General features: G+C 57.0%; 28 protein-coding genes and 1 other annotated feature. Of the genes, 8 read left to right on the forward strand and 20 right to left on the reverse strand.

The features are described from left to right. Positions 1 to 12 precede the first annotated feature (12 nt). From ilvN to ivbL, 3 genes are all read right to left on the reverse strand, one after another. The gene (gene ilvN, locus L466_RS21230; RefSeq protein WP_014167986.1) at positions 13 to 300 is read right to left on the reverse strand and encodes an acetolactate synthase small subunit; all 288 of its coding nucleotides are present in this window, start codon (positions 298 to 300) and stop codon (positions 13 to 15) included. Between the two features lie 3 nt (positions 301 to 303). Then, complete coding sequence (gene ilvB / locus L466_RS21225) at positions 304 to 1,992, reverse strand: acetolactate synthase large subunit (protein WP_032680034.1); 1,689 nt, start codon at positions 1,990 to 1,992, stop codon at positions 304 to 306. A gap of 107 nt (positions 1,993 to 2,099) precedes the next feature. Continuing rightward, on the reverse strand, positions 2,100 to 2,198 hold the full coding sequence (ivbL, locus tag L466_RS23535) for an ilvB operon leader peptide IvbL (protein ID WP_071605430.1): 99 nt from the start codon (positions 2,196 to 2,198) through the stop codon (positions 2,100 to 2,102). Positions 2,199 to 2,723: 525 nt separating this feature from the next. Here ivbL and tisB point away from each other — a divergent pair. The 4 genes from tisB (at position 2,724) to emrD (ending at position 5,580) form a co-directional block, all read left to right on the forward strand. Next, entirely contained in the window at positions 2,724 to 2,813 is a 90-nt protein-coding gene (gene tisB, locus L466_RS22815) for a type I toxin-antitoxin system toxin TisB (protein ID WP_020684667.1), read from the forward strand. A 64-nt stretch (positions 2,814 to 2,877) separates the two neighbouring features. After that, complete coding sequence (locus tag L466_RS21220) at positions 2,878 to 3,324, forward strand: GNAT family N-acetyltransferase (RefSeq protein ID WP_014167984.1); 447 nt, start codon at positions 2,878 to 2,880, stop codon at positions 3,322 to 3,324. 62 nt (positions 3,325 to 3,386) lie between these two features. Then, positions 3,387 to 4,220: an EamA family transporter gene (locus L466_RS21215; RefSeq protein WP_032680035.1), complete on the forward strand. Its 834-nt coding sequence runs from the start codon at positions 3,387 to 3,389 to the stop codon at positions 4,218 to 4,220. Positions 4,221 to 4,395: 175 nt separating this feature from the next. Further along, on the forward strand, positions 4,396 to 5,580 hold the full coding sequence (emrD, locus tag L466_RS21210) for a multidrug efflux MFS transporter EmrD (RefSeq protein ID WP_020882737.1): 1,185 nt from the start codon (positions 4,396 to 4,398) through the stop codon (positions 5,578 to 5,580). On the opposite strand, the gene L466_RS21205 is transcribed toward emrD, so the two are convergent. Next, positions 5,483 to 6,571: a cellulase family glycosylhydrolase gene (locus L466_RS21205; RefSeq protein WP_032680037.1), complete on the reverse strand. Its 1,089-nt coding sequence runs from the start codon at positions 6,569 to 6,571 to the stop codon at positions 5,483 to 5,485. The genes emrD and L466_RS21205 overlap by 98 nt on opposite strands. Positions 6,572 to 6,656: 85 nt before the next feature. Beyond that, on the reverse strand, positions 6,657 to 7,583 hold the full coding sequence (gene dsdC / locus L466_RS21200; RefSeq protein WP_032680038.1) for a DNA-binding transcriptional regulator DsdC: 927 nt from the start codon (positions 7,581 to 7,583) through the stop codon (positions 6,657 to 6,659). A gap of 204 nt (positions 7,584 to 7,787) precedes the next feature. Here dsdC and dsdX point away from each other — a divergent pair, with 204 nt between their 5' ends. Together dsdX and dsdA are read left to right on the forward strand one after the other, a co-directional pair. Continuing rightward, the gene (gene dsdX / locus L466_RS21195; protein WP_032680039.1) at positions 7,788 to 9,125 is read left to right on the forward strand and encodes a D-serine transporter DsdX; all 1,338 of its coding nucleotides are present in this window, start codon (positions 7,788 to 7,790) and stop codon (positions 9,123 to 9,125) included. Between the two features lie 17 nt (positions 9,126 to 9,142). Then, the gene (dsdA, locus tag L466_RS21190) at positions 9,143 to 10,435 is read left to right on the forward strand and encodes a D-serine ammonia-lyase (RefSeq protein ID WP_032680040.1); all 1,293 of its coding nucleotides are present in this window, start codon (positions 9,143 to 9,145) and stop codon (positions 10,433 to 10,435) included. Here the strand turns inward: dsdA and L466_RS21185 are convergent. From L466_RS21185 to L466_RS21170, 4 genes are all read right to left on the reverse strand, one after another. Beyond that, on the reverse strand, positions 10,419 to 10,766 hold the full coding sequence (locus L466_RS21185; RefSeq protein ID WP_014167977.1) for a DUF202 domain-containing protein: 348 nt from the start codon (positions 10,764 to 10,766) through the stop codon (positions 10,419 to 10,421). The genes dsdA and L466_RS21185 overlap by 17 nt on opposite strands. Then, positions 10,756 to 11,103: a YidH family protein gene (locus L466_RS21180; protein WP_020882741.1), complete on the reverse strand. Its 348-nt coding sequence runs from the start codon at positions 11,101 to 11,103 to the stop codon at positions 10,756 to 10,758. Before L466_RS21180 ends, L466_RS21185 begins: the two co-directional genes overlap by 11 nt. A gap of 91 nt (positions 11,104 to 11,194) precedes the next feature. Then, positions 11,195 to 12,517 (reverse strand): 6-phospho-alpha-glucosidase, encoded by a 1,323-nt coding sequence (locus tag L466_RS21175; protein ID WP_014167975.1) that lies wholly within the window; start codon positions 12,515 to 12,517, stop codon positions 11,195 to 11,197. Continuing rightward, positions 12,514 to 14,136 carry an alpha-glucoside-specific PTS transporter subunit IIBC gene (locus tag L466_RS21170; protein ID WP_020882743.1) on the reverse strand — a complete coding sequence of 541 codons (1,623 nt, stop codon included), beginning with the start codon at positions 14,134 to 14,136 and terminating at the stop codon, positions 12,514 to 12,516. The genes L466_RS21175 and L466_RS21170 overlap by 4 nt, the downstream gene beginning before the upstream one ends. A 223-nt stretch (positions 14,137 to 14,359) precedes the next feature. Here L466_RS21170 and L466_RS21165 point away from each other — a divergent pair, with 223 nt between their 5' ends. After that, on the forward strand, positions 14,360 to 15,106 hold the full coding sequence (locus L466_RS21165; protein WP_032680041.1) for a GntR family transcriptional regulator: 747 nt from the start codon (positions 14,360 to 14,362) through the stop codon (positions 15,104 to 15,106). Here the strand turns inward: L466_RS21165 and L466_RS21160 are convergent. The 3 genes from L466_RS21160 to ibpA form a co-directional block, all read right to left on the reverse strand. Further along, the gene (locus L466_RS21160) at positions 15,074 to 16,735 is read right to left on the reverse strand and encodes a putative transporter (RefSeq protein WP_020882744.1); all 1,662 of its coding nucleotides are present in this window, start codon (positions 16,733 to 16,735) and stop codon (positions 15,074 to 15,076) included. The genes L466_RS21165 and L466_RS21160 overlap by 33 nt on opposite strands. Positions 16,736 to 16,887: 152 nt before the next feature. Then, the gene (gene ibpB, locus L466_RS21155) at positions 16,888 to 17,316 is read right to left on the reverse strand and encodes a small heat shock chaperone IbpB (RefSeq protein ID WP_025202652.1); all 429 of its coding nucleotides are present in this window, start codon (positions 17,314 to 17,316) and stop codon (positions 16,888 to 16,890) included. A 136-nt stretch (positions 17,317 to 17,452) separates the two neighbouring features. Next, entirely contained in the window at positions 17,453 to 17,863 is a 411-nt protein-coding gene (ibpA, locus tag L466_RS21150) for a small heat shock chaperone IbpA (RefSeq protein WP_008500162.1), read from the reverse strand. After that, positions 17,857 to 17,929, reverse strand: a sequence feature (ROSE (Repression Of Heat Shock gene Expression) occurs in the 5'-region of heat shock genes and acts as an RNA thermometer to modulate expression.). (Overlaps the previous gene by 7 nt.) 248 nt (positions 17,930 to 18,177) lie before the next feature. Between ibpA and L466_RS21145 the strand changes: the two genes are divergently transcribed. Next, entirely contained in the window at positions 18,178 to 18,495 is a 318-nt protein-coding gene (locus tag L466_RS21145; protein WP_025202651.1) for a YceK/YidQ family lipoprotein, read from the forward strand. A gap of 10 nt (positions 18,496 to 18,505) precedes the next feature. Here L466_RS21145 and L466_RS21140 read toward each other — a convergent pair whose 3' ends face one another. The 8 genes from L466_RS21140 to L466_RS21105 all read right to left on the reverse strand — a co-directional run bounded on the left by L466_RS21140 (position 18,506) and on the right by L466_RS21105 (position 26,687). Further along, entirely contained in the window at positions 18,506 to 19,735 is a 1,230-nt protein-coding gene (locus L466_RS21140; protein WP_176586958.1) for a DUF3748 domain-containing protein, read from the reverse strand. Positions 19,736 to 19,786: 51 nt separating this feature from the next. Further along, positions 19,787 to 21,124 carry an MFS transporter gene (locus L466_RS21135; RefSeq protein ID WP_078775102.1) on the reverse strand — a complete coding sequence of 446 codons (1,338 nt, stop codon included), beginning with the start codon at positions 21,122 to 21,124 and terminating at the stop codon, positions 19,787 to 19,789. Positions 21,125 to 21,198: 74 nt separating this feature from the next. Next, positions 21,199 to 22,347 (reverse strand): galactonate dehydratase, encoded by a 1,149-nt coding sequence (gene dgoD / locus L466_RS21130; protein ID WP_032680044.1) that lies wholly within the window; start codon positions 22,345 to 22,347, stop codon positions 21,199 to 21,201. Beyond that, complete coding sequence (locus L466_RS21125) at positions 22,344 to 22,961, reverse strand: 2-dehydro-3-deoxy-6-phosphogalactonate aldolase (RefSeq protein ID WP_032680045.1); 618 nt, start codon at positions 22,959 to 22,961, stop codon at positions 22,344 to 22,346. Before L466_RS21125 ends, dgoD begins: the two co-directional genes overlap by 4 nt. Next, positions 22,945 to 23,823, reverse strand: a complete 879-nt coding sequence (locus L466_RS21120) for a 2-dehydro-3-deoxygalactonokinase (RefSeq protein ID WP_032680047.1) — start codon at positions 23,821 to 23,823, stop codon at positions 22,945 to 22,947. The genes L466_RS21125 and L466_RS21120 overlap by 17 nt, the downstream gene beginning before the upstream one ends. Then, positions 23,820 to 24,509 (reverse strand): D-galactonate utilization transcriptional regulator DgoR, encoded by a 690-nt coding sequence (gene dgoR, locus L466_RS21115; protein ID WP_006177594.1) that lies wholly within the window; start codon positions 24,507 to 24,509, stop codon positions 23,820 to 23,822. The genes L466_RS21120 and dgoR overlap by 4 nt, the downstream gene beginning before the upstream one ends. Positions 24,510 to 24,735: 226 nt before the next feature. Next, positions 24,736 to 25,548, reverse strand: a complete 813-nt coding sequence (yidA, locus tag L466_RS21110) for a sugar-phosphatase (protein WP_032679289.1) — start codon at positions 25,546 to 25,548, stop codon at positions 24,736 to 24,738. Positions 25,549 to 25,661: 113 nt separating this feature from the next. Continuing rightward, the gene (locus L466_RS21105) at positions 25,662 to 26,687 is read right to left on the reverse strand and encodes a zinc-dependent alcohol dehydrogenase family protein (RefSeq protein ID WP_032680048.1); all 1,026 of its coding nucleotides are present in this window, start codon (positions 26,685 to 26,687) and stop codon (positions 25,662 to 25,664) included. Positions 26,688 to 26,703: the final 16 nt, after the last annotated feature.

Below are 26,703 nucleotides of genomic sequence, written 5' to 3' on the forward strand. Positions count from 1 at the left end.
GCTTTGCGCTATTTACTCGAAGAACACCGCAATTTTGTTAAACATGGTGGGATCGGACTGGTTGCGCACCACTTTCTCGACATCTTCCAGCTTGTCGATCTGCGCAATCATCTGCTCCAGACGCTGATCGTCATTCACCAGTAGCCAGATGCGGCTGTGCTCGCTGCCCTGAATGGGCAGACAGAGGATACCTTCCACGTTAAACGCGCGGCGGGCAAAGAGCCCACAGACGTGCGTCATCACGCCAGGGTGGTTGCGGACGGTGAGTTCCAGAATGACGTTATCATGTTGTTTCTGCATGGCTTATTCCCCCACCATCTCTGTATTTGCCGCACCTGGCGGCACCATCGGGTACACTTTTTGTTCAGGATCGATACGCACGTGGATCAGCGCCGGGCCAGGATGAGAAATCGCCGCCTGCAGCGCCGCATGAGGGTCCGCTTCGGCGTTCAAATCGCAGGTATGCAGGCCAAAACCAGCGGCAATCTGCATAAAGTTAATCGTTCCTGGATAGGTCGCGGCAAACACGCCCTGCGTATAGAACAGACTCTGCTGCTGGTGCACCAGCCCCAGCGCCTGGTTGTTCATCAGGATGATTTTCACGTCTAACTGGTTTTCGGCTGCCGTCGCCATTTCCTGAATGTTCATCATCAGGCTACCGTCACCGGAGAAGCAGATCACCTTGCGATCGGGATTGGCCAGCGCCGCGCCCACTGCCGCCGGCAGGCCAAAGCCCATGGTCCCCAGCCCACCCGAGGTCAGCCACTGACGCGGACGGTTCAGCGGGTAGGCCTGGGCGGTCCACATCTGGTGCTGGCCCACGTCGGTGGTGATAATCGCGCTGTCATCAACGCAGGCGGCCACGGCGTTAATCAGCCCGTAATGGCTCAGCGGGTCCCCCTCGGTTGGAATAGCGCCCGGGAACTCTTTTTGCAGATCGGCAACCAGCTGACGCCAGTCGGCGCGATCGGAAGCGTCCGTTTGCGGAATCAATTGCGCCAGCACCTCGGCAACATCACCCTGAATCGCCACGTGCGGCTGCTTGATTTTACCCAGCTCGGCACGGTCGATATCCACATGAATGATTTTGGCGTTCGGGCAGAACTGCTCGGTCTTGCCAATCGCCCGGTCATCAAAACGTGCACCCAGAACAATCAGCAAATCCGCTTCTTGCAGAATATAGTTCGTGCTGCGCGCGCCGTGCATCCCCAGCATACCCAGCGACAGCGGGTGCGCTTTTGGCAACATACCCAGCGCCATCAGGGTCATGGTGGTGGGCAGGCTTGCTTTCTCTGCGAGCTGGCGTACCGCGTCGGAGGCATTAATCGCCCCGCCACCCAGATAAAGCACCGGGCGTCTGGCGGCGTTAATCATCGCCGCTGCAGCCTGCACGCTCTCTGCGCTGAACTGCGGCGCTGGCGCACGTTCACCCGGCTCCGGCAGCACGTCAATCTCGATCTCTGCGGTCTGAACATCCTTAGGAATGTCTATCCACACCGGGCCGGGACGGCCGGATTGCGCAATACGAAACGCATCGCTGATAACCTGAGGAAGCTCGGCGATATCGCGAACTAAATAGTTATGTTTAGTGATGGGGATAGAGATGCCGTAGGTATCCACTTCCTGAAACGCGTCGGTACCGATCATGGAGGACGGCACCTGGCCGGTGATGCAGATCAGTGGAATTGAGTCCAGGCGCGCGTCGGCGATAGCGGTGACCAGGTTAGTCGCACCCGGGCCACTGCAGGCCATACAGACCGCAGGTTTGCCCTGCGTACGCGCCATACCCTGAGCGATGAAACCCGCACCCTGCTCGTGACGCGCCAGAACGTGACGAATCTGCGTGCTTTGGCTTAACGCATCATACAGCGGCAGCACGGTGCCGCCCGGGATCCCCGCAACCGTGGTGATGCCCTGTCGTTCCAGCAAATGAACGATTAACTGCGCGCCCGTGAAACGCGTTTTGGTGGATGTTGTGCCCGAACTTGCCATGCTCCAGTCCTTTTCTTCTGAGCCGACTTTCCGGGGAGGGTCCTTAAACGAAAAACCCCGCCCGGTTTGCGCCGGCGGGGTTTTGGATTCGTGTGTTGATCCAGTCCCTACGGCGCATTGCCGACGACCACCACCACACGCACGACGACCACTGCGGCTGGTTGCGCAGTTGCTAGTAGGGTCGAGGTGAACATGGATGCTGTCATTGGGGACCTGTGTTTGGAATCTATTGATAGAATTTATACAAACACAGCTTTTCGGGCATGACAATGGAAATATTTTCATCTGCGCAAAAATGCGTCGAAGATCACGTTTCGTTTGTTGCGTGCGGAAAACAAAAAACCTCGCCTGAGCGAGGTTTTTTTTCAGAGTTTTTGCGGTTGGTCGCCGCAGAACACACTGTGTTACGTCAACGCAAAAAGTATACGCGATCGAAGACGAACGCGCAATTCAGGCACGGATTTTGACGTTTTTGAGTATGGACCGCCTTCTGAATTTTGTCCAAAAAATACTGTTCATGCATACAGTATTTATCTATACTGAGGGTGTTCGCAGTGAGCGAGGGGGCCGCAGTTCTACCGGCGCAACGAAGTCCTGGCTGAAACGGGTGGTGCCGTCAGTGCCTTAACCCCCTGAAGTGAGCACACTGTGTTACGTCAATCCAGGTGCTGGTCACAGGCGGCGGAAAGGTACGCCAGCATCGTGCTCCTTTTAACCAAAAGGAGACGCGTATGAGCGTAGTGGATATGGTGATACTTATCCTCAAACTCATTGTTGCTGTACTGCAACTACTTGATGCTGTCCTGAAATACCTTCGGTGATTCAGGTTCAAGTCGCACCTGAGAGGGGCGGGCAACCGCCCCTCTTTAATAACGAGGGAATGCTATGTCGCGTCTGTTAATTGAGCCTGTCACGCCAGAAGAACCAGGCTATATCGCCTTAAAGGCCGAAAGTATCGCATCGAATTTCAACATGCTGCGCCGGCTGGAAGAGAACTGGCAGCGCGGTGAAAACCGTTTTAACGCACCGGGCGAAAAGCTGCTGGGCGCCTTTTTGAACGGCAAGCTGGTGGGCGTATGCGGTCTTAACCGCGATCCCTTCAGCCAGCAGCCGCGCGCCGGCCGCATTCGTCATCTCTACGTCAGCGAGAAGTGCCGCGGGCTGGGCATTGGTAAGCAGCTTCTGACCGTGGTAATGGCCGATGCCAGCATCTGGTTTGATTTTCTCAATACCCACGCCCCGGACGCTGCCTACGGGTTTTATCATCAGGCGGGCTTTACGCTGGTCTCGGATGAACCACGGGTCACACACCGTCTATTTTGCGCGGTGTGACCGGCTGGCAGCATCAGGTTGTGAATGTTACAGTTGAGTGACAATTCACCGCCAGATACGCCATGACCATTACCGTCTTCTGCATTTTACTGTTCGCCGCGCTGCTGCATGCCAGCTGGAACGCCATTGTTAAAGCCGGTACAGACAAGCTCTATTCAGCAATCAGCGTTAGCGGTTCCGCCGCGTTTATCGCCCTGGTATTACTGCCCTTCTCCCCACAGCCGTCTGCTGCCAGCTGGCCGTTTTTAGGGGTCTCCTGCGCGCTGCAGGTGGTGTACACGGTGCTGGTTGCAAAGACCTACCAGGTCTCCGATATGAGCCAGACCTATCCGCTGATGCGCGGTACGGCACCGCTGCTGGTGGCATTGATAAGCGTGCTGGTGCTGGGAGATAGCCTGTCATGGCTCGCGTGGTCCGGCATCGCCGTGATCTGCCTGTCGATTCTGGCTATGGCCATGAACGGCCGCATGACGTCGCGTAAGGGGGTCTGGCTTGCACTGCTCAACGCCTGCTTTATCGCCGGGTATACGCTGGTCGATGGCACCGGCGTGCGGTTATCAGACACCGCGCTGGGCTATACGCTATGGACCTTCTTTATGAATGGTTTCTGCCTGCTCTTGTGGGCGATGATGGCGCGCCGACGCGAAGCTTCCAGATACCTGCGTACGCACTGGAAAAAAGGGCTGCTCGGGGGTATCGGCACCATGGGCTCTTACGGGCTGGCGCTCTGGGCGATGACCCAGGCTCCGCTGGCCGTGGTCGCCGCCCTGCGTGAAACATCCATCCTCTTCGGGGCACTGATCGCATTTGTGCTGTTAAAAGAGAAGGTTGCAGGCCTGCGTATCGCGGCCGCAGTGGGAATTGCGGGCGGGGCGATCCTGCTGCGCCTGGCATAAATCACTGGCAACATTAGTTGCCGATCTTGTTTACAAATCCTGCCTTTACCCCTTCTGACATTCATCACAGGAATGCTTAATTTGTCATCTCTCTGTGGTAGATTCCTCGCGCATTTATGGGAATGCGTAGTCACTTATTCTTTATTTCTCTCTTTTGGCAAAAGTATTCAGCGACATGAAAAAACACAGGAACGTTAACTTATTGTTGATGCTGGTGTTACTGGTGGCCGTCGGTCAGATGGCGCAAACCATCTACATTCCAGCGATCGCCGATATGGCAAAGGAACTTAACGTCCGCGAGGGCGCAGTACAGAGCGTAATGGCAGCTTATCTGCTGACTTATGGCGTTTCGCAGCTGTTCTATGGACCGCTGTCTGACCGCGTCGGGCGTCGCCCGGTGATTCTGGTGGGTATGTCCATTTTCATGGTGGCGACGGTGATTGCCATTACCACCCATAACCTGACCATATTGATTGCCGCCAGCGCCCTGCAGGGTGTCGGCACCGGCGTCGGAGGGGTGATGGCGCGAACCCTGCCACGCGATCTCTATCAGGGCACCCAGCTCCGCCATGCCAACAGTTTGTTAAATATGGGGATTCTGGTGAGCCCTCTGCTGGCGCCGCTGATTGGTGGCCTGCTCGATACGATGTGGTCCTGGCGTGCCTGCTACGCTTTCCTGCTGGTGCTGTGCGTAATTGTGACCTTCAGCATGGCGCGGTGGATGCCGGAAACCCGGCCAACGGACGCGCCACGCACCCGCCTTATCACCAGCTATAAAACGCTGTTCGGCAACGGCGCGTTTACCTGTTATCTGCTAATGCTGGTTGGTGGCCTGGCGGGTATTGCCGTGTTTGAAGCCTGCTCCGGCGTGCTGCTGGGTGCCGGGCTTGGCCTGAGCAGCATGGTGGTCAGTATCCTGTTTATTCTGCCCATCCCGGCCGCATTCTTTGGTGCCTGGTTTGCCGGCCGTCAGAACAAGCGTTTCTCAACGCTGATGTGGCAGTCGGTGATCAGCTGCCTGCTGGCAGGTCTGATGATGTGGATCCCGGGGCTGTTTGGCGTGATGACCGTCTGGACGCTCCTGATCCCGGCGGCGCTGTTCTTCTTCGGCGCGGGGATGCTGTTCCCGCTCGCCACCAGCGGCGCAATGGAGCCGTTCCCGTTCCTCGCAGGCACGGCGGGCGCACTGGTGGGGGGACTGCAGAACATCGGTTCCGGCGCGCTGGCCTGGCTCTCGGCGATGATGCCGCAAACTGGCCAGGCTAGTCTGGGGTTGCTGATGACGCTGATGGGGCTGCTGATTTTACTGTGCTGGCTGCCGCTGGCGTCGCGTGTTCCCCATCACGAGCAGCCGGTTTAACCGCATGATGGCCCGGCTTCTCGCCGGGCTTTTCACAAACAGGCGCGATCATGGCCTGCAGCAGCGGCTCTGGTGCAGGACGCCAGGCGCCCTCTTCCCCGTCGTAAAACTGAATATCCGCGTTGATAGCGTAGGGAACTTTGGCCTTTTGCAGTTCGCAGGCCATAAACGAGGCAAACGCCATTTGCGATGCGGTTGGGGTGAAGTGATTTGATTCACCCACGCCCCAGCCGCCCACCCAGCTGACGTGACCGGTTTTTTGCTGCCAGTGCAGCGCGGTCGCAATGCGATTATGGATAGCCGCTTTCTCCGCCACCGTCCCGGACGTCCACGGATATTTACCGTTACTCTTTAGCGGACCCCACGGGAAAATGTGCCACTCCGCCAGCAGATAATTTTGGCTGTGCGCCGGGAGTTTCAGGCTGGAGAGGTCTTCTGGCGCAGCCCGCAGACGTGGCGCGATGAAGATCATGCGATTAGCATCAATTGCATGAATGTCTTTGACGGTTTTCTCGTAAACCCGATTAAGCGACGCGGCGTTATGGTTGAGCTTGTCCGCCGGTTCATAAATCAGGTCAAAACCCAGCAGGGGATAGCTTTGGCCGAAGTAGTGCGCCACGGCAATCCACCAGTTAATCACCTCTTTTTCCGTCTCGGCTTTCGGGTCGTTTTTATATTCATCGGCCTGATAAGCGATAATCGGGATCACCCCGTATTGCTCGCAGGCTTCCACCAGCTTACGCAGATGAATCAGCCGCGCTTCCGTCGGTTCATCGGCCACGCGGATACGCACATGGCTGATACCCTTCGCACGAAAATCGCGAACCACCAGCGGATCGAACTCCCGAATGCCGCGCTCGGTGCGCGCCCAGTCTACGTCCATCCCCACGCCCAGCTTTTGCGCATAAAGCGCAGCCGTCAGCGGTGGCTCAGCGGCAATCACCCAGCCGGAAGAGAACAGTAACGCAGTGGCAATCAAAGGCTTTAACACGGTGTACCTTGCGAGAAATCAAAAGCATTACCTGTATTTAGCACGCTTTTTCACATTTGGTGTAGCGCCAAAGCGTAATAATTCTTCAGCCAGCCAGTTCTCTCAGCCAGCTAATAAAGGCATCTATTTTCGGCCACTGTCGTCCTGGCAGGGTCGACATGTAGTAATGCTGATGGCATTTAAGCGTTTTCTCCCCAAACGGTGCAATCAACTCACCGCGTTCGAGCCGCTTTTGTACCAGCCGTTTTCGCCCCATCGCGACCCCGACATGGTTCATTGCCGCGACAATCGCTAAATCAGAACGATCGAAGCCAATGCCCGATGATGATGGCATGTTCACTGCAAAATGTGCCGCCCAGCTGAGCCATTCGTCGGTACCGGAATCATTGCTCCAGGCCTGGCGATCGTGCAGGAGCGTACAGTGGCTGAGGTGGCCGGGATTTTTCAGCTGGTCATGTTCCCGGGCATACGCCGGCGAGCAGACGGGTAAAATCGCCTCGTCCATCAGGAAGTGATGCGTCAAATTGGCTGGCGGCGTATCGTCGAAATAGAGCGCCAGATCGATACCGGTTCGCTGCATATTGACGTTTTCATTGCCGGTCAGGATGGTCAGCGAGATCGCGGGATAACGCCGGGTGAAATCCCCGAGCATGGGCACCAGCCAGCACTGGGCAATCGACGGACGAGAGTAAACCGTCAACGTGCCGGACAGCGCCTGGTTCTTGATATCCAGGATCTCCTGGTTCAACGTATCCAGCGACGATTTCAGCGTCCAGTAGACGCGTTTACCCTCCTGCGTCAGCTCCACTTTACGGTGGGAGCGGACAAACAGCGCTATCCCTAACTCCTCTTCCAGCAGGTTGATACGGTGACTCACCGCACTGGGGCTGAGCGACAGCTCCTCCGCCGCCAGCGCGAAGGACTCGTGACGGGCGGCCACTTCAAACGTATACATTTTTGACAGCTGCCAGCCGTTTAACAGCCGGTTTCGACCTTCATTTGCGTCATTCATCGCACTTCTCGCACGGACTTTTGCTGCTCAGGATACCGCTCAAAGTTGAATTTATGTGAACCAAACACGCATTAAGTGCGCTTTTTTGAGTCCAGTCACGCGTTTGATCCAATCTGGCTCATCTGAAAGGCAATTTATATCGTTTGTCAGCACCCGCTGATTTTTCGTCCAATACCCGTAAATAACATAAGGGTGAGGTGAGATATGGGTGCTCAGGTCTGGGTTGTGGCGACGCTGCTCATCAGCATCGCGTTAATCGTATTAACTATCGTAAAACTGAAGTTTCACCCGTTCCTGGCGCTGCTGCTGGCGAGCTTTTTTGTCGGTGCCATGATGGGAATGCGCCCGCTGGACATGGTGAATGCCATTGAAAGCGGTATTGGCGGCACGCTCGGCTTCCTGGCGGCGGTGATCGGGCTTGGCACCATCCTCGGCAAGATGATGGAGGTGTCCGGTGCGGCAGAACGCATTGGGATAGCGCTTCAGCGTTGCCGCTGGCTGTCAGCCGATGTCATCATGGTACTGGTGGGGCTTATCTGCGGCATTACGCTGTTTGTTGAAGTCGGCGTCGTCCTGCTGATCCCGCTGGCCTTCTCCATCGCCAAAAAGACCCATACCTCGCTGCTGAAGCTGGCCATTCCCCTCTGTACCGCGCTGATGGCGGTGCACTGCGTGGTTCCGCCGCAACCGGCGGCCCTGTTTGTCACGAATAAGCTGGGGGCGGACGTGGGGACGGTTATCGTCTACGGTCTGATGGTTGGCCTGCTGGCCTCGCTGGTTGGCGGCCCGCTGTTCCTGAAATTGCTGGGCGATCGCCTGCCCTTTAAAGCCGTCCCGGCTGAATTTTCTGACCTCAACGTTCGTGAAGAACATACGCTGCCCTCGCTGGGAGCCACGCTGTTTACCGTGCTGCTGCCCATCGGCCTGATGCTGGTGAAGACCCTCGCCGAGCTGAATATGGCAAGAGAAGGCACGCTGTATACGCTGCTGGAATTTATCGGTAACCCGATCACCGCCATGTTCATCGCCGTGTTCGTCGCCTATTACCTGCTGGGGCTGCGCCAGCATATGGGGATGGGTACGATGCTGACCCATACCGAGCATGGCTTTGGCGCCATCGCCAACATTCTGTTGATTATCGGCGCGGGCGGCGCGTTTAACGCCATCCTCAAAACCAGCGGCCTGGCCGATACCCTGGCGCACATTCTGTCGAACCTGAATATGCACCCGATCCTGCTCGCGTGGCTGGTGGCGCTGGTTCTGCACGCGGCGGTGGGGTCGGCCACGGTGGCGATGATGGGCGCAACCGCCATCGTCGCACCCATGCTGCCGCTCTATCCTAACGTCAGTCCGGAGATCATCACCATTGCCATCGGTTCCGGTGCCATTGGCTGCACGATCGTGACCGATTCCCTCTTCTGGCTGGTGAAGCAGTACTGCGGTGCCAGCCTGAACGAGACCCTGAAGTACTATACGACGGCGACGTTTATCGCCTCGGTACTTGCACTTGGCAGCACATTCCTGCTTTCTTTCATTATCTGAGCGCGAAGAGACGTACTATGGAAAACGCAACTATCAGCACCTTAACCGCACAGTTCCCTCTGATTGAGGATCTGATTGCCCTGAAAGAGACCACCTGGCTAAACCCGCGCACCACCTCGCTTGCTGAAGGGTTGCCGTATGTCGGGCTGAGCAAAGCCGATGTGGACGACGCGCATGCACGCCTTAACCGCTTTGCGCCGTATCTGGCAAAAGCGTTCCCCGAAACGGCGGCCACACAGGGGATTATCGAGTCCGAGCTGGTGGCTATCCCGGCGATGCAGAAAAGGCTGGAGAACGAATCGGGGGTGGCCATTCCCGGCACGCTGCTGCTGAAAAAAGACAGTCATCTGCCTATCTCTGGCTCCATCAAAGCGCGCGGGGGCATCTATGAAGTGCTGACTCACGCCGAGAAACTGGCGCTGGAAGCAGGGTTGCTGAGCGTCGAAGACGATTACAGCATCCTGCTGGAACCGCGTTTTAAAGCGTTCTTCAGCCAGTACAGTATCGCGGTGGGATCCACCGGCAACCTCGGGATGTCCATTGGCATCATGAGCGCGCGCATCGGCTTTCAGGTTACGGTGCACATGTCTGCCGATGCCCGTGAGTGGAAAAAAGCCAAACTGCGCAGCCACGGTGTGATCGTCGTGGAATATGAGCAGGATTACGGCGTGGCGGTGGAGCAAGGACGTAAGGCCGCGGAGAGCGATCCGAACTGTTTCTTTATCGACGATGAGAACTCCCGCACGCTGTTCCTCGGCTATGCGGTGGCAGGCGAGCGGCTAAAAGCGCAGTTTGCCGCACAGGGTCGCGTGGTGGATGCGGAACATCCGCTGTACGTCTATTTGCCTTGTGGCGTCGGTGGCGGTCCTGGCGGCGTGGCGTTTGGCCTGAAGCTGGCCTTTGGCGATAACGTACACTGTTTCTTCGCCGAGCCGACGCACTCCCCGTGCATGCTGCTGGGGGTCTACACCGGACTGCATGATGCCATCGCCGTGCAGGATCTGGGTATCGACAACGTGACGGCCGCCGACGGGCTGGCGGTTGGACGCGCGTCTGGCTTTGTGGGCCGGGCGATGGAGCGGCTCCTTGACGGGTTCTATACCCTTTCCGATCAAAGCATGTACGACATGCTCGGCTGGCTGGCGCAGGAAGAAGGCATTCGCCTTGAGCCGTCGGCGCTGGCGGGCATGGCCGGGCCGCTGCGTGTTCCTGTCGCATCCGCGAACGCGACCCATCTGGTCTGGGCGACCGGCGGCGGAATGGTGCCGGAAGACGAGATGGCGAAGTACCTGGCTAAAGGGAAAAAATAAACTGCAGATGGGTGACCGCAAACAGCAGTGACAACGACAGCACCGCGAGGGCGATCAGGAACTTATCGCGCACCGCCTTCGGCTGTACAAAATCGTCCTGCGTCACATCCATTACGTTGCGACTGCGGGTATAGCGCCACAAAACGATCGCCACAAGCGCCAGCACGACCAGTGAGATCCAGAATGGCACGCCTGTGCGATGCCAGTTGTGCTTGATGGCGAGGGCAATCAGCGCGCCATACCCCAGTAACGTACGCAGCCAGGCCAGCGACGTCCGCTCCGGCTGCAGGCCGGGGTCGGCTTCGCGTCGCGCTTTGCGGTTATCCACCATACAACACCAGCACCATCACCACGCCCGCTACCGCCAGCAAAATCATGCTGATGATGAGTAACCCACGCGTATAGGGGAGATCCTGCTTAAGCCGCATCGCCTTTTCGTTACGCAGCCAGCGCAGGTAGCCGTATATGGCCAGCACGCCGGCAAACAGGCACAGCAGCAACGCCAGCACTTCGCGGATCAGCGGCGTGGCAAAATCAGGCGCGAGCTGGTCAAGCCCCACACCCGCGGCGAGAAAGCCCAACGCGGTGCGGATCCATGCGAGGAACGTACGCTCATTAGCCAGCGAGAAGCGGTAGTCAGGGGCTTCACCGAGGCGGGAAATTTTCATGAAGATTCCTTGTCTGCTACAGGCAGGTTCCAGCATAGCGTAAATCGACAAGGACAAGGAGACCGGCATCGGGCGATGCCGGTCAGGACGATTAATGCAGCGCTGGCCAGTACGCTTTGTTGGCCTCGATCAGGTCATCCAGAATCGCTTTCGCAACGGAGGCGCTCGGCACCGTTTTCGACAGCGTAATCGCCTGCCACAATTTCTGGTACGAGCGCTGCTCCCAGGCATCCACTACCAGTTTTTCCACCGCTACCTGTTGGCTCATCAACCCTTTCTGGAAGTGTGGAATATCGCCCACCGTTAACGGCTCCGGCCCGTTATGACCGACCAGGCACGGAATTTCTACCATCGCGTCGGCATCAAAGTTATGAATGGCACCGTTGTTGGGCACAATCAGCAGCATGCGCTCCTGAGTGTTGAAGGCAATCGCAGTCGCCAGATCGACGATGTACGACGCATGTTCGTCGATTTCCAGCTCCCCGGCGGACGATACACCGGCTTCGATAATCGCCCGGCAGGCGCTGAACACATGCTTCTCACGGTGATCCATCACCTCGTTAGCGCGCGTGCGTTCCGGATTGGAGTGCGCGACCACGTAGTCCGGGAACAGGTAATATTTCAGATAGGTGTTTGGCATGGTGTCCGGATCCAGCGCCTGCACATCTTTTGCCTTCGCGAACGTGTCGTTCCAGCTGGCTTCGGTATGGGCATTGTCAGAGGGCGGCACATAGCCGTTTTTCGCGACATATTCGCGCAGTTTCGGCATTAAATCATTGCCGTTTGCATCTTCAATGGATGTCCACCATCCGAAGTGGTTCAGCCCGTAGTAACGCACGCGCATCTCTTTACGGTCTTTAAGGCCGACTATCTGCGCCATACGCCCTTCTATGCCGATGGGCATATCGCAGATGTTGAGGATTTTGGCGTTGGGTCGCAGGCGACGGGTCGCTTCAGCCACGATGGCCGCCGGGTTCGAGTAGTTCAGCATCCACGCATTCGGGGAGTATTGCGTCATGTAATCGACCAGCTCCAGCACGCCGCCAATAGAGCGCATGCCGTAGGCGATCCCGCCGGGTCCGCAGGTCTCCTGACCCAGCACACCGTGACGCAGGGGGATTTTCTCGTCTTTTTCACGCATCGGGTATTTCCCCACGCGGATATGTGCCATCACAAAATCGACGTCGGTAAAGGCCGCTTCAGGATCGGTGGTGTAGCTAAACTCAATCTCCGGAGCCTGCTCTTTAAGGATGATCTTGCACGCCTCGGCGATGGTCTCCTGACGTGCGCCGTCGTTGTCATAGAATTTCAGCGCGCGCAGCGGAAAACGGTCACGGTTGGCTAACAGCATCAGGACGATCCCCGGCGTGAAGGTACTGCCGCCGCCTGCAATGACAACTGAGAATTTTTTCATGATATAGCCTCTGTCAGGGTAGTTTGTTCGTTTGTTGAAGGGGTTTTCATCAGCGATTCAAGCTGGTCTCGCACCTGAGGGACGTGCAGTCCAACAATCACCTGAATGCCGTTGCCGCGTCGCACCACACCGTGTGCGCCCAGGGCCTTAAAGACGTCGTCGCTTTGGGTTTGCGCCATGTCGACCAGCGCGATACGTAAGCGGGTGGCGCAGTTATTAATGCTTTCGATATTGGCCGCGCCGCCCAGCGCCTGCAGGAATCCGGCGGCTTGCCCAACCTGCTGGCTGGCGGCAGCCGGTGCGGTGGTTTGCCCGCGTGCCGCTTTATAATCCGCCTTGCTGTAAAGTTTGACTTCGCTCTCTTCACGGCCCGGGGTTTTAAGGTTCAGCCGTTCAATCAGCGTTTTGAAGACCACGAAATAGAGGCCGGTGAAGCAAAGACCGATACCCATCTGGGTGAATACCGTCGAGGCGTGGTTGTGGAACATGGGGATCCAGTTTTGCGGCAGGAACTGGTCCAGCAGTCCGCCGCCCATGTTGCCCACGACGCCGAAGATGTACATCACCGTCGCCATCGTGGCAGCCAGAACGGCGTGGACGGCAAACAGCAGCGGCGAAATGAACAGGAAGGTGAATTCCAGCGGCTCGGTAATGCCCACCAGCACGGCGGTCAGCGTGGCCGGGATCAGCAGGCCTGCCACTTTGACGCGGTTTTCCGGTGACGCGGTGTACCAGAGCGCCAGCGCAATCCCGACAGAGCCAAACACTTTGGCGTTGCCATGAAGCGCAAAACCGCCTTCCGGGAACAGGGTTTTCAGCGGCAGCGTGCTTTGGCTAAATTCCTGAAGATGCTGCGCCCAATAAACCTGGATGCCGCCCTCGACCGCTGCCGGGCCAAAGATAAACGGACCGTAGACAAAGTGGTGTAATCCGGTAGGGATCAGAATGCGTTCCAGGAAGGTATAAACCCACACCCCCAGCGCACCGGCAGAGCGTAAAAAGGCCTGCAGGGACTCAATGCCCAGCTGCACTTTCGGCCAGCCCATCAGCGTCAGCCAGGCGCAGGGGATCATCACAAAGAACGCGAGGATAACGACAAACGAGGTGCCCTGAAAAATCCCCAGGAAAACAGGCAGCTGCTTGTCGAAATAGCGGTTGTGGATAGCGGTGACAATCCCCGAAATCACAATCGCCCCAATGATGCTGGTATCGAGCGTTTTGATACCGGCAATCATGGCCAGTCCGCTGCCGGCAGTGGGCTCAGCGGCGAAGTCGACGCCAAAGAAATGACCCCATGTCATCCCCATCGCATTGATAAAGTAGTTCCAGGTCAGAAAACTGATCAGCACCGCCAGACAGGCGCGGCCCTGCGCCTGCTTCGCCAGACCAATCGGTAAACCCACGGCAAAAATCAGCGGCATATTGCGAAACACCGCCCAGCCGCCCTCTTCAATGATGTGAACAATTTGCGCGAACAGATTATCGGGGGCGGTTAAGGCCTCGCCCACAAACAGCGGGTTGCGAAGCATGATGGCGATCCCGACCACGATCCCGGCAAAGGGAAATAACAACACCGGGGTAAACATGGCGCCGCCAAAACGTTGTATTTGACTGAGCATTTTTAAATCCTCACGTAACAACCTGTAGGGGGTAGAGGCCTTTATGATTTTTTGCTGGGCCTGAAGTGAGCATAAGAATTTACCCATGGGCGAACATGACGTGCCGCTGCGATTCGTGATCGCATTCATGGTTTTATTTTGACCAATCAGGTCTACTTTTCGTGGTTAATATGGACATGTCAGGACGCAAGCCACGCGTTAATACGGGCAGAGAGGTCTACTGGTGATCTACAAATCTATCGCTGACAGGTTGCGGCTGCGGCTAAATTCGTCGGACTACAATATCGGGAGTCCGCTGCCGGGTGAGAAAGCGCTGGCGCAGGAGTTTGGCGTGGCGCGGATGACCATTCGAAAGGCGCTGGATCTGCTGGTGAACTGGGGGCTGGTTGAACGCCGACACGGTAGCGGGACATTCGTGGCGCGTAAAGATGTCCACCACGAAACCACCAATCTGACCGGGCTGGTGGAGGTGCTGCGCCAGCAGGGAAAAGAGGTGCAGAGCAAGGTGCTACAGTTCGAAGTGATGCCCGCCCCGCCCGCTATCGCCAGCCAGCTCCGCATTCAGGTGGATGAGCGCATCTACTTCTCGCGCCGGGTGCGTTATGTCGACGGAAAGCCCCTGATGCTGGAGGACAGCTTTATGCCCGTGAAGCTGTTCCGCACGCTTTCACTGGCACATCTGGAAGGGTCGAAGTTTGATTACATCGAGAAGGAGTGCGGAATAACCATCAGCGGCAACTACGAGAGCCTGACGCCGGTGCTGGCAGATAAACAGCTCGCCGGTTACCTGAACCTGCCGGAACAGACGCCGCTGCTGCGGATAACGTCTCTCTCCTACAGCGACAGCGGCGAATTTCTCAATTATTCCGTGATGTTCCGTAATACCCGTGATTACCAGGTGGACTACCATCTGCGGCGCATCCACCCGGACGATCTGCTAGCTCATCCCCCAGAACAGCACCGCCAGTAGCTGCGGGGTAATAATGCGCAGGAACATCACCAGCGGGTAGACCGTGGCGTATGACAGCGCCGCCGCGCCGCTGGTGGCGTGCAGGTTGTTGGCAAAGGCCAGTGCGGGTGGGTCAGTCATTGATCCGGCGAGCATGCCGCAGAGCGTCAGATAGTTCATTTTGGCGAACATCCGCGCCAGGATCCCCATCGTCAGGAGCGGAATCGCCGTGATAAATATCCCGTAGCCGACCCAGCTCATCCCCTCGCCCTTCACCAGGGTATCGATAAAATCGCCCCCGGATTTCAGGCCGACCACCGCCAGAAACAGCACAATCCCCAGCTCGCGCAGCGCCAGGTTGGCGCTTGGCGGCATAAACCAGTAGAGCTTACCGATACAGCCGATACGCCCGAGGATCAGTGCCATAATCAGCGGTCCACCCGCCAGGCCCAGCTTGAGCGCAACCGGAAAACCCGGGACATACAGCGGAATGGAGCCAAGCAGCACTCCCAGCCCGATACCGATAAAGACCGGCAACATCTGCACCTGCTGCAGTTTTTGCTGGGCGTTACCCACCATGTCCGCTACCGCATCAATGGATGACGGGCGTCCGACCAGGTTCAGGATATCGCCGAACTGCAGGCTGGCTTCCGGGCTGGCGACCAGTTCCACCCCAGCACGGTTAAGACGGGAGATCACGACGTCATAGCGCTCTTTAACCTGCAAATCGCGTATTTTCTTGCCAAGCACGTGCTCGTTGGTCACCACGACGCGCTCTACACGCATATCGGTGCCGCGCGTGGAGAGCGAGGTCTCCACCTCCTGACCAATCACCAACCGCGCGTTGTTTAAATCCCCGGGCTGTCCGACCAGGTGCAGCAGGTCACCCTGCTGAATAATGGTCCCGGGCGCAGGTACCATCAGCATATCGTCACGTTTAAGGCGTGAGCAGATAATATTGGCGCTGTTCAGGATCGGTACATCCTGAATCGCCATATTGTTGAGGTTGGGGTTATCGACGCGAATGTTGATGGTTTTGATCGGCATATGGCCGTTGGTGAGCGTGGTTTCGTGGTCTTTTGCCTCGTTTTCGACGTTAATGCGAAAGAGTACCCGCACCAGCCACATGGAGAGCAGAATGCCGCAAATCCCAAACGGATAGGCCATGGCGTAGCTCATCCCCATCTGGTCGACAATACCGGGGGAGATGCCAAGATCGCGCAAAATTTGCTGCCCTGCACCCAGTGCAGGCGTATTGGTGACCGCCCCGGAGAAAATACCCAGCACCACCGGCAGCGGAATATCGAAGAGCTTATGCAGAATGGCGGTGACCAGCCCTCCCATCACCACAATGCCGAAGGCAAACAGGTTCAGCCGTAATCCGGAGACCCGAAGGGAAGCGAAAAAGCCAGGCCCCACCTGAATACCGATGGTGTAGACGAAGAGGATCAGACCGAATTCCTGGATGAAATGGAGCATTTCGGCGCTGAGCACCAGCCCAAGCTGGTCGGCAAAATGGCCGACAAAAATCCCGCCGAACAGCACCCCGCCTATCCCAAATCCGACGCCGCGGATTTTAACATTGCCAATCCACAGACCCACCACTGCGACCAGGGCCAACACGCTAACGGTTAACGCGATATCACTCATGATCCACTTCCTGTGCATAACCTTAGTTATGCTACGGATTCTCTCAGAGCCGCACGCGGTTGTATGGGCGATGGCGCACAAAAAAGCCCTGCCGGGGCAGGGCGTTATCTTTTCATCCTCTCCCTGTGGGAGTGGCAACAACCCGCAGAGGGTTAACTGTTCAGCGCAGGACGCTCGCTAATGGCGATACGCTGCGGTGCAATGGCTTCCGGCACGTTGCGGGTCAGGTCGATATGCAGCAGCCCGTTGGTAAATGTCGCACCGGACACTTCCATATGGTCAGCCAGAGTAAAGCTCAGGCTAAACGGCTGATTAACCAGGCCCTGGTGCAGCCATTTGGTCTCGGTTTCTTGTTTTTCCGGCGTACCTTTCACGGTCAGGCGCGTGCCTTCGAGCTGAATATCCAGATCGTCCTGGCGGAACCCGGCCAGCGCAAGGGTGATGCGATAGTGGTTGTCATCGCTTTTTTCGATGTTGTACGGCGGAAACGTCTGTTGCTCGGTGGTGCTTTGCAGGGCATTAGCCAATTTGTCAAAACCAATCCACTGACGCAGCAGGGGGGATAAATCGTAGTTACGCATACTAAATCTCCTTCTGAGAAGCGAGTTCGGCACAGTTTATTTTTGTGCGCAGTTGTTCCTGCAAATCCTCATGGATTCACATATGCTCCCATTACGGCAAGCAATTCTGGGTGGGCCGCTCGCGCGACCCGCATAATCAGTTGATCTCGATACGGCGCGGTTTTTTCTCTTCCGGAATCACACGTTCCAGTTCGATAAACAGCAGGCCGTTGACCAGGTTCGCGCCTTTCACGTGAATGTTCTCGGCTAACTGGAACTTGCGTTCAAAGTTGCGCTCGGCGATACCCTGATAAAGGTAGGTGCGTTCTTTCTGCTCAGCCGTATGTGAACCTTTCACCACCAGCAAGTTGTCCTGCGCGGTGATCTCCAGTTCGTTCTCTGCAAAACCGGCGACGGCAATGGCGATGCGGTAGTGGTTTTCATCAACCAGTTCAACATTGTATGGAGGGTAGCCGTTGCTCTGGCTTTGGTTATTTTCTAAATGGTTAAACAGGCGGTCAAAACCAATTGCAGAACGGTATAGCGGGGAAAGATCGAAGTTACGCATAAATAAAAGCTCCTGAAATCAGCGAGAAATTGTAGCCTTCCACCATGGACAGGCCAGTGTGCCCCTGAACACCCCTCAGGCGTGTTCGTTATCGGGTTACATTCTTAAAATGGGTCTGGAACCGGTCTTTTCAAGCGCAGCAGGCGCACTTTTTTTTGCACTTTCGTGCATCTCGCTTAGACTGGGACAACAGCACAAAGGGTTAAATTGCGATGGCTGCCACAGTGCGGGGTTATCGGGCTATCCATTTTGAACGAGGCTCGCTATAACCCTGAGTTGCAGGTTTATGCAGTGCCATTAACGATGACTGAGTGATGATGAAAAATGTTCTGATAAAGCTGACGACGTTCAGCGGGGTTGTTTTACTTTGCGGGTGTTCGAGCGTGATGTCTCACACCGGCGGTAAAGAAGGAACATATCCGGGGACGCGTGCCAGCGCTGAGATGATCTCCGATGACGATACCAACTGGGGCACAAAATCCCTGGTCATCCTGGATATGCCGTTTACGGCTGTGGCCGATACGCTTTTGCTGCCGTGGGATATGTTCCGTAAGGACAGCTCCGTGCGCTCGCGGGTAGAGAAAAGCGAGCAGCAAAATCTGGCCACCAATTCCGTCATTCCGCCCGCTTAACGCCAACGCGTTAACGCTGCCCGGTTTCCGTTAGCCAAAGCTGACGGAAACCTTCTGTCTCTTCCATCCATGCAATAAAACGCCCGTCCGGGGAAAACACGACCGCATCACCAGACGGTGGATTGCCGTGATCGGACGTCAAAAACGTCACCTCTCCGGTTTGCGCATCACAGCAGGCAATCCGCTCTTCCAGCACAAATCCAAGACGGTGACCGGCTGGGTGCCAGGTAAATGCCGACTGAATGTCACTTTCGTTATACGTCAACTGGCGTGGTTCGCCGCCTTCAGGAGCGATAAGCCACAGCTGCACAATGCCCTTATCATCACGCATCAGAAACGCAATCTGCGTCCCCTGCGGGTTACAGCGCACCCAGTGACGCGGCACGTTTACCAGCCCCGGGAATGCCCGCTGGTGGGTAAAGGTCAGCCGGCGCTGCATGACACCCGCCGGGGGCGCAGGCAGCGTCTCAGGAGTCCCCTGCAGCGGCGCATCGCCCGCGCGTTTCCATCCCTGCTCGTCGTTGGGCAGATCCACAATAAACAGTTCCGGCACTTTCTCGCCTGTCGCAGACACGGTATCGCCGATAAACGCCAGCCTGTCATTGCCCACCCAGCCCTCTTCATAGGCTCGGTTGATCTCATCGCTGCCGGGCTGAGGCGCGGGCGTCGTGCGGCTCACCAGCACGCTCCAGAAGGTGCCGGAATATTCACGTGGATGCGTCCCTTGCGGCGTCACCGGGCCAAAAGGCGCTGCGACGCCGACGTTACGTAAATCGAGCTTCGGGTCACGTTCATGCAATACATGGTCGTTGTAGGTAAAGCTCACGAACTGTCCGTCAGGGCTAAAAACGTGCACGTGGCTGCCGCCACGCAGCGCGCCTGCGGTATAAGGCGGCGTGATATCCATGGCATCCAGGTTACTCACCTGACCGTTGTGTACAACCACGCCCTGACGATGATGAAAATCGTAGTGCCAGTCTGCATCCGGGTTTTCCGGGCCGTGGATAAAGACATATTTGTCCTGCTGCGGATGAACGGTCACCACGCCAACATGCGCACCGTGACTGGCGCGATAGATCACCTCGACGTCACCCGTAATAACATTGACCCGCTCAATGGTTTCACCGGTAAACGATGCGCCGGACGGACGCACATCGTAGGCCAGCCACTGGCTGTCCGGCGTCCAGGTATTGATATTGGTAAGCTGGTGATGACGGGAGGCGAAGGTGATTTGTTTCATGGCGTTACCCTGATGCGCAGTTATCGCATCAGGGTAAAACATTGCGGGGAATTAGCCTACACGTTTGACGTCACCTACCAGCAGGATATAGGAGAGCGCACCGAGCAAGGCCACTGCGGAGATATAGATCAGTGCCGGGCCAAAGCCATAGTCCTGAGCCAGATAACCGATGACCAGCGGAACCGTGATCCCCCCCAGGCCGCCGACAAAGTTGAACACGCCACCGGTCAGACCAATCAGGCGCATCGGGGCCAGCGAGGAGACCAGCGACCAGGTGATGGAGGCAAAACCGTTACCGAAGAACGCAATCGCCATCAGCGTCATAATCCAGACCGGATCGTTGGTGTAGTTTGCGCCCATGATGCAGGTGGAGATCAGCAGCCCGCAGATAATAGGCGTTTTACGCGCGACACCCAGCGAGAACCCTTTTTTCACCAGCCTGTCCGCCAGCCAGCCAGAAAGCAGTACACCAAAGAAGGCCGCCAGGAACGGTACGGTGGTCATAAAGCCTGCCTTCAGCGCGGTGATGCCTTTTTCCTGGGTCAGATAGTTCGGGAACCAGGTCAGGAAGAACCACAGCGTGGAGGTCACCGCGAACTGCCCCAGATAAACCCCCACCAGCTTGCGATGAAAAACCAGCTTCCAGTCGGCTTTGGTCAGCGGCTGACGCGCCTCTTTTTTCACCGGCGCATCGCCATCCACCAGACCGCCCCCGTCGCGGATATAGTCCAGTTCAGCGTTGCTGATACTTTTGGTGAGACGCGGCGGTTGATAGACCTTGAACCAGATCAACGACCAGATAATGCCGATCCCCCCGGTCACAATAAAGACCCAGTGCCAGCTCAGCAGTTCCTGGATCCAGATCAGCAGCGGCGTCAGGAACGCCAGGCCGACAAACTGCCCGGAGGTGTAGAATCCAACGGCCGAGGCGCGTTCATGCTCCGGGAACCAGCTGGTCACCATGCGGTTATTGGTCGGAAACGCCGGGGCTTCGAAAATCCCGGTGATCGCACGCAGGCCAATCAGCGACATCAGCCCGGTGGCAAAGCCCTGGAACAGGGTCGCCACCGACCAGCCGAAGATGGCAATGAAATAGGTCAGGCGCGAGCCGACGCGGTCAAGGAACCAGCCGCCGGGGATCTGGCACAGCGTATACAGCCAGGCAAACGCCGAAAAGACGTAGCCCATTTCCGCTTTGCTGATCCCAAACTCCTCCTGAATATGGGCTGAAGCCACGGCAAGGTTGGCGCGGTCAACGTAACAGATGACCACAGTAATAAAGATCATGACCAGCGTCAGGTAGCGCCGACGCCCGGTTTTTGCAGCAGTAACAGGAATATCCATCGCAATCTGTCTCCAGATTTTGGGCATAGCGAAGCCGCTCACCATGCCCTGTAATTTACAGAGGGTGTGTGTTTGTTATTGTTGAAATTACTTTTTAGTGGCGATGTGCTTTGGCTGAATTACCACTCAGCGACAGAGCCATCTTCATGACGCCATAACGGGTTGCGCCAGTCAGGCGCGTTTTTACTCAGCTCAATGACTTTGGCTTCGTCGATATCCACGCCAAGGCCCGGCTTCGTTAACGGTTTAAAGAAACCGCCTTCCATGCTGAAATCATCTTTGTTTTTCACAAAGTCGAGCAGTTCCGCGCCCTTGTTATAGTGAATGCCCATGCTCTGTTCCTGGAATACCGCGTTGCGCGAGACAAAGTCGACGTGCAGACAGGCTGCCAGTGCGATCGGCCCCAGCGGACAATGCGGTGCCAGCGCCACGTCGTAGGCTTCCGCCATCCCGGCGATTTTGTAGCATTCCGTGATGCCGCCGGCATGCGACAGATCCGGCTGCAATATCGCCAGGCCGCCAGCTTCCAGCACGCGTTTGAACTCGAAGCGCGAGAACATGCGCTCACCGGCGGCAATCGGGATATGCGTCTGTGCGGCCAGTTTCGGGTAGTACTCCGCCTGCTCGGCCAACACCGGCTCTTCGATAAACAGCGGACGGTACGGCTCCAGCTCTTTAATTAGCACTTTGGCCATCGGCGCGCTGACGCGACCGTGGAAGTCCAGGCCAAACTCAATCTCGTTGCCGAACGCTTCACGGATCTGCGCCACGGTATTTACCGCGCGGTCTACCGCCCGTGAGTTGTCGATGACACCCATCTCTTCGCAGCCGTTCAGTTTAAAGGTGTCAAAACCAATATTGCGCAGCTGCCTGATACCGTCGATCACTTCCGCGGGACGGTCGCCGCCCACCCAGCTGTAGGCTTTGATTTTGTCGCGCACCAGGCCGCCCATCAGCTGCCAGACCGGGGCATTCAGCACTTTGCCTTTGATATCCCATAACGCCTGGTCGATACCGGCGATGGCGCTCATCAGAACCGGTCCACCCCGGTAGAAACCTGCGCGGTACATCACCTGCCACAGGTCGTTGATGCGGGCAGGATCTTGTCCTGTCAGGTACTCGCCCAGCTCATGCACCGCCGCTTCCACGGTACGCGCACGCCCTTCAATGACCGGTTCGCCCCAGCCGACCACGCCTTCATCGGTTTCGATTTTCAGGAACAGCCAACGCGGCGGTAAACGGTACGTGGTGAGTTTGGTTATTTTCATTTCACTGCCTCTCGATACGCTTTCACAAATGCGGCCGCCTGCTGTGCGGTACGTTCGACGGATTGCCCGGCGCGATAGAGATCGCTGCCCAGACCCGCCCCGACACAACCTGCGTTGATCCACTGCGCCAGGTTTTCTGGCGTCACGCCCCCCACCGCAAAGACCGGTACGCTGGCGGGCAATACCGCTTTCAGCGCGCTGATATAGGCCGGACCAAAAGCCGATGACGGGAAAATTTTGAGCGACTGCGCGCCCGCATCGAGAGCCGCGAACGCTTCTGTTGCCGTTGCGCATCCCGGGCAGACGGTCATGCCGTAGCCCACTGCGCGACGGATCACCTCAGGGTGAATATTCGGCGTCACAATCAGCCTGCAGCCCATCTGCGCAAGCTGGTCCACCTGCTCCGGTTGCAGAACGGTGCCAGCGCCAATCAGCGCCTTATCACCAAACGCGTCCACGACCGCCGGGATGCTCTTTTCCCACTGTGGGGAATTAAGCGGTATTTCCACGGCGTCAAAACCGGCGTCGATCGCCGCACCTACGTGCGCTAATACCTCGTCGGGCGTGACGCCGCGCAGGATAGCGATGAGGGGAAGATTAGTTTGCCACTGCATGAGCGATGCTCCTTATTCCTGCCTGAAATGCCGTGTCGCCTTCTACCGCTGCTACGTCCCGCCCGATGGCATTGAACGCCTGGCGGTAGCGAGAGGTCAGCGATGAACCCGCGACGAGGGTGATGGCCTGTTGCCCGGCGAACTGCTCGCTCAGGCTGGCGACTTCCGCGCCAATCAACAGGCCCGATAAAAATTCGCTGACCTGCGTACGGGGAAGCGTGCCCAGTACATGCGAAGCGCGAACTTCAAAAAGTTGCGGCAAAACGGCAGGGCTGGCGATACCCCGCTCCAGCCCGGCGGCAAAGGCCCCGGGCGAAGCGTCCTGCTCCGGCAACCCCACGCCCACCAGCGAGTGCGTCAGCAGCAAGTGGTGCAGCTCACCGGTCATCACGGTGCGAAAATCGTGGATGTGCTCAGCGTCGGCTTGCACCCATTTACAGTGCGTGCCGGGCATGACGTAGACAGAAGAAGGAGAGAGCGTGCGCGCGCCAAGGAGCTGGGTCTCTTCGCCGCGCATCACATTGTGGTTATCGTTCCGGGAAACGCACAATCCTGGAATAATCCAGATATTGTCACCAACGGACGCTAACTGCTCGCCAATGGCAGCGAACGCGGCAGGTACGGGCAGATAAGGCGCGACCTTCCAGCCCACGTTACTGCCCACCATACCCGCCATGACCACCGGCGTGGCGCCCTCGCGCCAGTTGTGTGTCACCTCTGCTAACACCGCCTCGGGGGATTTACCGTTCAGGCGCGTCACGCCTGCTTCTGATTGCCTGCTTTCCAGGCACTGCTCGCCCTGATACAGCCAGGCGCGCAGATTGGTCGATCCCCAGTCAATAGCGATGTAGCGAGATGTCATGTGATTTCCTTCAACCTTCGTGTCGAGCTGGCGATCATCGTAAGTGCCGCCTGCTCTGCCGCGTCGCCGTCCTGATGCCGGATAGCATCGAACAGCGCTTTATGTTCCTGGAGCGTTTTTGGCATGTTGGCCTCATCGCCCATCCAGGTTCGTTCAAATACCGCGCGCTGTAGCGAGCTGATGGCAACGCTAAGCTGCTGTAATACCGGGTTATGGACCGACTGCAGCACCGCTTCGTGATAGCGGATGTCCGCTTCGTTGAACGCATCCCGGTTCTGGTTATTGGCAATCATGTCGTTCAGGGCGGACTCAATCTGAGCCAGGTCTCCTGACGTTGCACGTTCCGCAGCCCAACGGGCGATGGCCGGCTCTACCAGGTTTCGTACCTCACTCATCGCACCAATCAGCCTTGGGTCGTAGTCGTTTTCCAGCACCCACTGCAGGACATCGGTGTCGAGGTAGTTCCACTGATTACGCGGGGCGACAAAGGCGCCGCGGTAGCGCTTCATTTCAATCAGCCGCTTTGCCATGAGCGAGCGAAACACTTCCCGAATGATGTTGCGCGAGGTTTCAAACTCCTCACACAGCTCTGCCTCAGCAGGCAGCGGTGAACCGGGAACGTACTTTCCACCCACAATCTGGGTGCCCAGCGTGATGACGATGCGATCGGTTTTATTGAGAGTCATGGAGAGTCCTTATGCTCTGTATGTTCAGGACTACTTTACCTCGACCGCTGAATTTCGCCTCACTTTTGCAGTACAAACGTGACGCCTTTCGTCATTACCGTGGCTGTAATGTAGTACAATCAATTAATGTTGTACTACAATCCAGATCACAAAAAGAACAATTTGATAAATTCAGCGCAAAAAAAAGCCCCGGTTGATAACCGAGGCTGATGAGCGTGAAACGCTGTTACTGCAGAACAAATTTCTCGATCGCGTAGGCAACGCCGTCTTCGAGGTTAGATTTGGTCACGAAATTGGCCACGTCTTTCACCGACGGGATCGCATTGTCCATTGCCACACCCATGCCCGCATATTCAATCATCGCAATGTCGTTTTCCTGATCGCCCAGCGCCATGATCTCGTCCGGTTTGATGCCCAGCGTATCTGCCAGCGATTTCACACCGGTGCCTTTATTGACGCGTTTATCCAGGATTTCGAGGAAGTACGGCGCACTTTTCAGCACGGTGTATTTCTCTTTTACCTCAGCCGGAATGCGCGCTATCGCTTTGTCCAGGATGTCAGGCTCATCAATCATCATCACTTTCAGGAACTGGGTGCTCGGATCCATTTTCTCAGCTTCGCAGAACACCAGTGGGATCGTCGCGACATAGGATTCATGTACGGTGTAATAGCTGATATCACGGTTAGCGGTATAGAGCGTATTGCGATCGAGCGCGTGGAAATGGGAACCGACCTCGCGGGACAGTTTTTCCAGGAACAGGTAATCGTCATAGTTCAGCGCGGTTTGCGCCACCGTGCTGCCATCCGCCGCCTTCTGTACCAGCGCACCGTTATAGGTAATGCAGTAATCGCCCGGCTGATTCATGTGCAGCTCTTTCAGGTAGCTGTGCACGCCCGCATACGGACGACCGGTGGTCAGTACCACATTCACGCCTTTTGCGCGCGCAGCGGCAATCGCGTTTTTAACGGCTGGAGAAATAGTGTGGTCTGGCAGCAACAGCGTGCCGTCCATGTCGATAGCAATAAGTTTGATAGCCATAGGGTCCCCGGGATAAATGAGTGCTGCCTCATGCTAACGCGATTAAGCCCACAAAAATAGAGCTACATTGCGCAACAAAAGCCCCCTTTTACGCCTGTCCCGGGGATAACGGCTTACTCGCGGGTGAGGACTATTTTGCCAAAAGCACCGCGGTCGAGGTGTACAAGCGCCTCTTCAAGCTGGTTAAAACGGTAGCGGTGTTCAATCACCGGTTTCAGCCCCGTGACATCGACTGCGCGGACAAAATCTTCCAGCGCACGGCGGTGCCCGACGCCAATCCCCTGAATCACCGGTGATTTCAGCAAGAGTTCGCTGGCAGGCAGCGAGATTTCACTCCCGGCCAACACGCCAATGACGGATATGCGCCCGTGAACGGCAACGGCCCGCAGGGAATGTCTCAGGTTCTCCCCGCCAACGGTTTCAATAATATGGTCGATACCGCGATCCTGCGTCAGCGCGTAAATCTCGTCAGCCCAGCTCCCTTTAAGCCGGTTGATGCCCCGATCGGCACCGAGCGTTTTAGCCAGCGCCAGTTTTTCATCACTGCCCGACGTCACAAAAACTTCTGCACCGTGTGCTTTGGCGATTTGCAACGCGAAGATTGCGACACCGCCTGTGCCTTGCACCAGCACCGACTGTCCGGCACGTAACTGTCCGCGCTCCACCAGTGCAAACCATGCGGTAAGCCCCGCGCAGGGTAAGGTGCTGGCCTCTGCGTCATCCAGCGTTTCCGGGGCGGCCACCAGCCAGTTTTCACGCATGATCACGTATTCAGACAGCATCCCCTGAAAGTAACCGCCCAGCGTCTGGTAGGGCAAATTGCGGGCGTCGCCTTTCGGTTTACCGTCTACCCACTCCGGAGAGAAGGTGGAGATGACGCGAGCACCGGGTTTAAAGCGGGTAACGCCTTCCCCCGTACTGTCCACCACGCCTGCCATGTCAGATGCCGGAGTAAACGGGAAGGAGAGCGCGATCGGCATGTTGCCTTCGATGACCATTTTATCGCGATAGTTGAGCGCGACAGCGTTCACCCGCACGCGCACTTCACCCGGGCCCGGCTGGGGAACAGGCGCCTGAGTGAGTCTGAGGTTTTCACGCCCAAGGGCGTCCATTGACCAGCGTTGCATCATCTCTTTCATCTTTTTCTCCTGTTAT

This window comes from Enterobacter sp. BIDMC 30 (assembly GCF_000534355.1).
Taxonomy (GTDB): Bacteria; Pseudomonadota; Gammaproteobacteria; order Enterobacterales; family Enterobacteriaceae; genus Enterobacter; species Enterobacter ludwigii.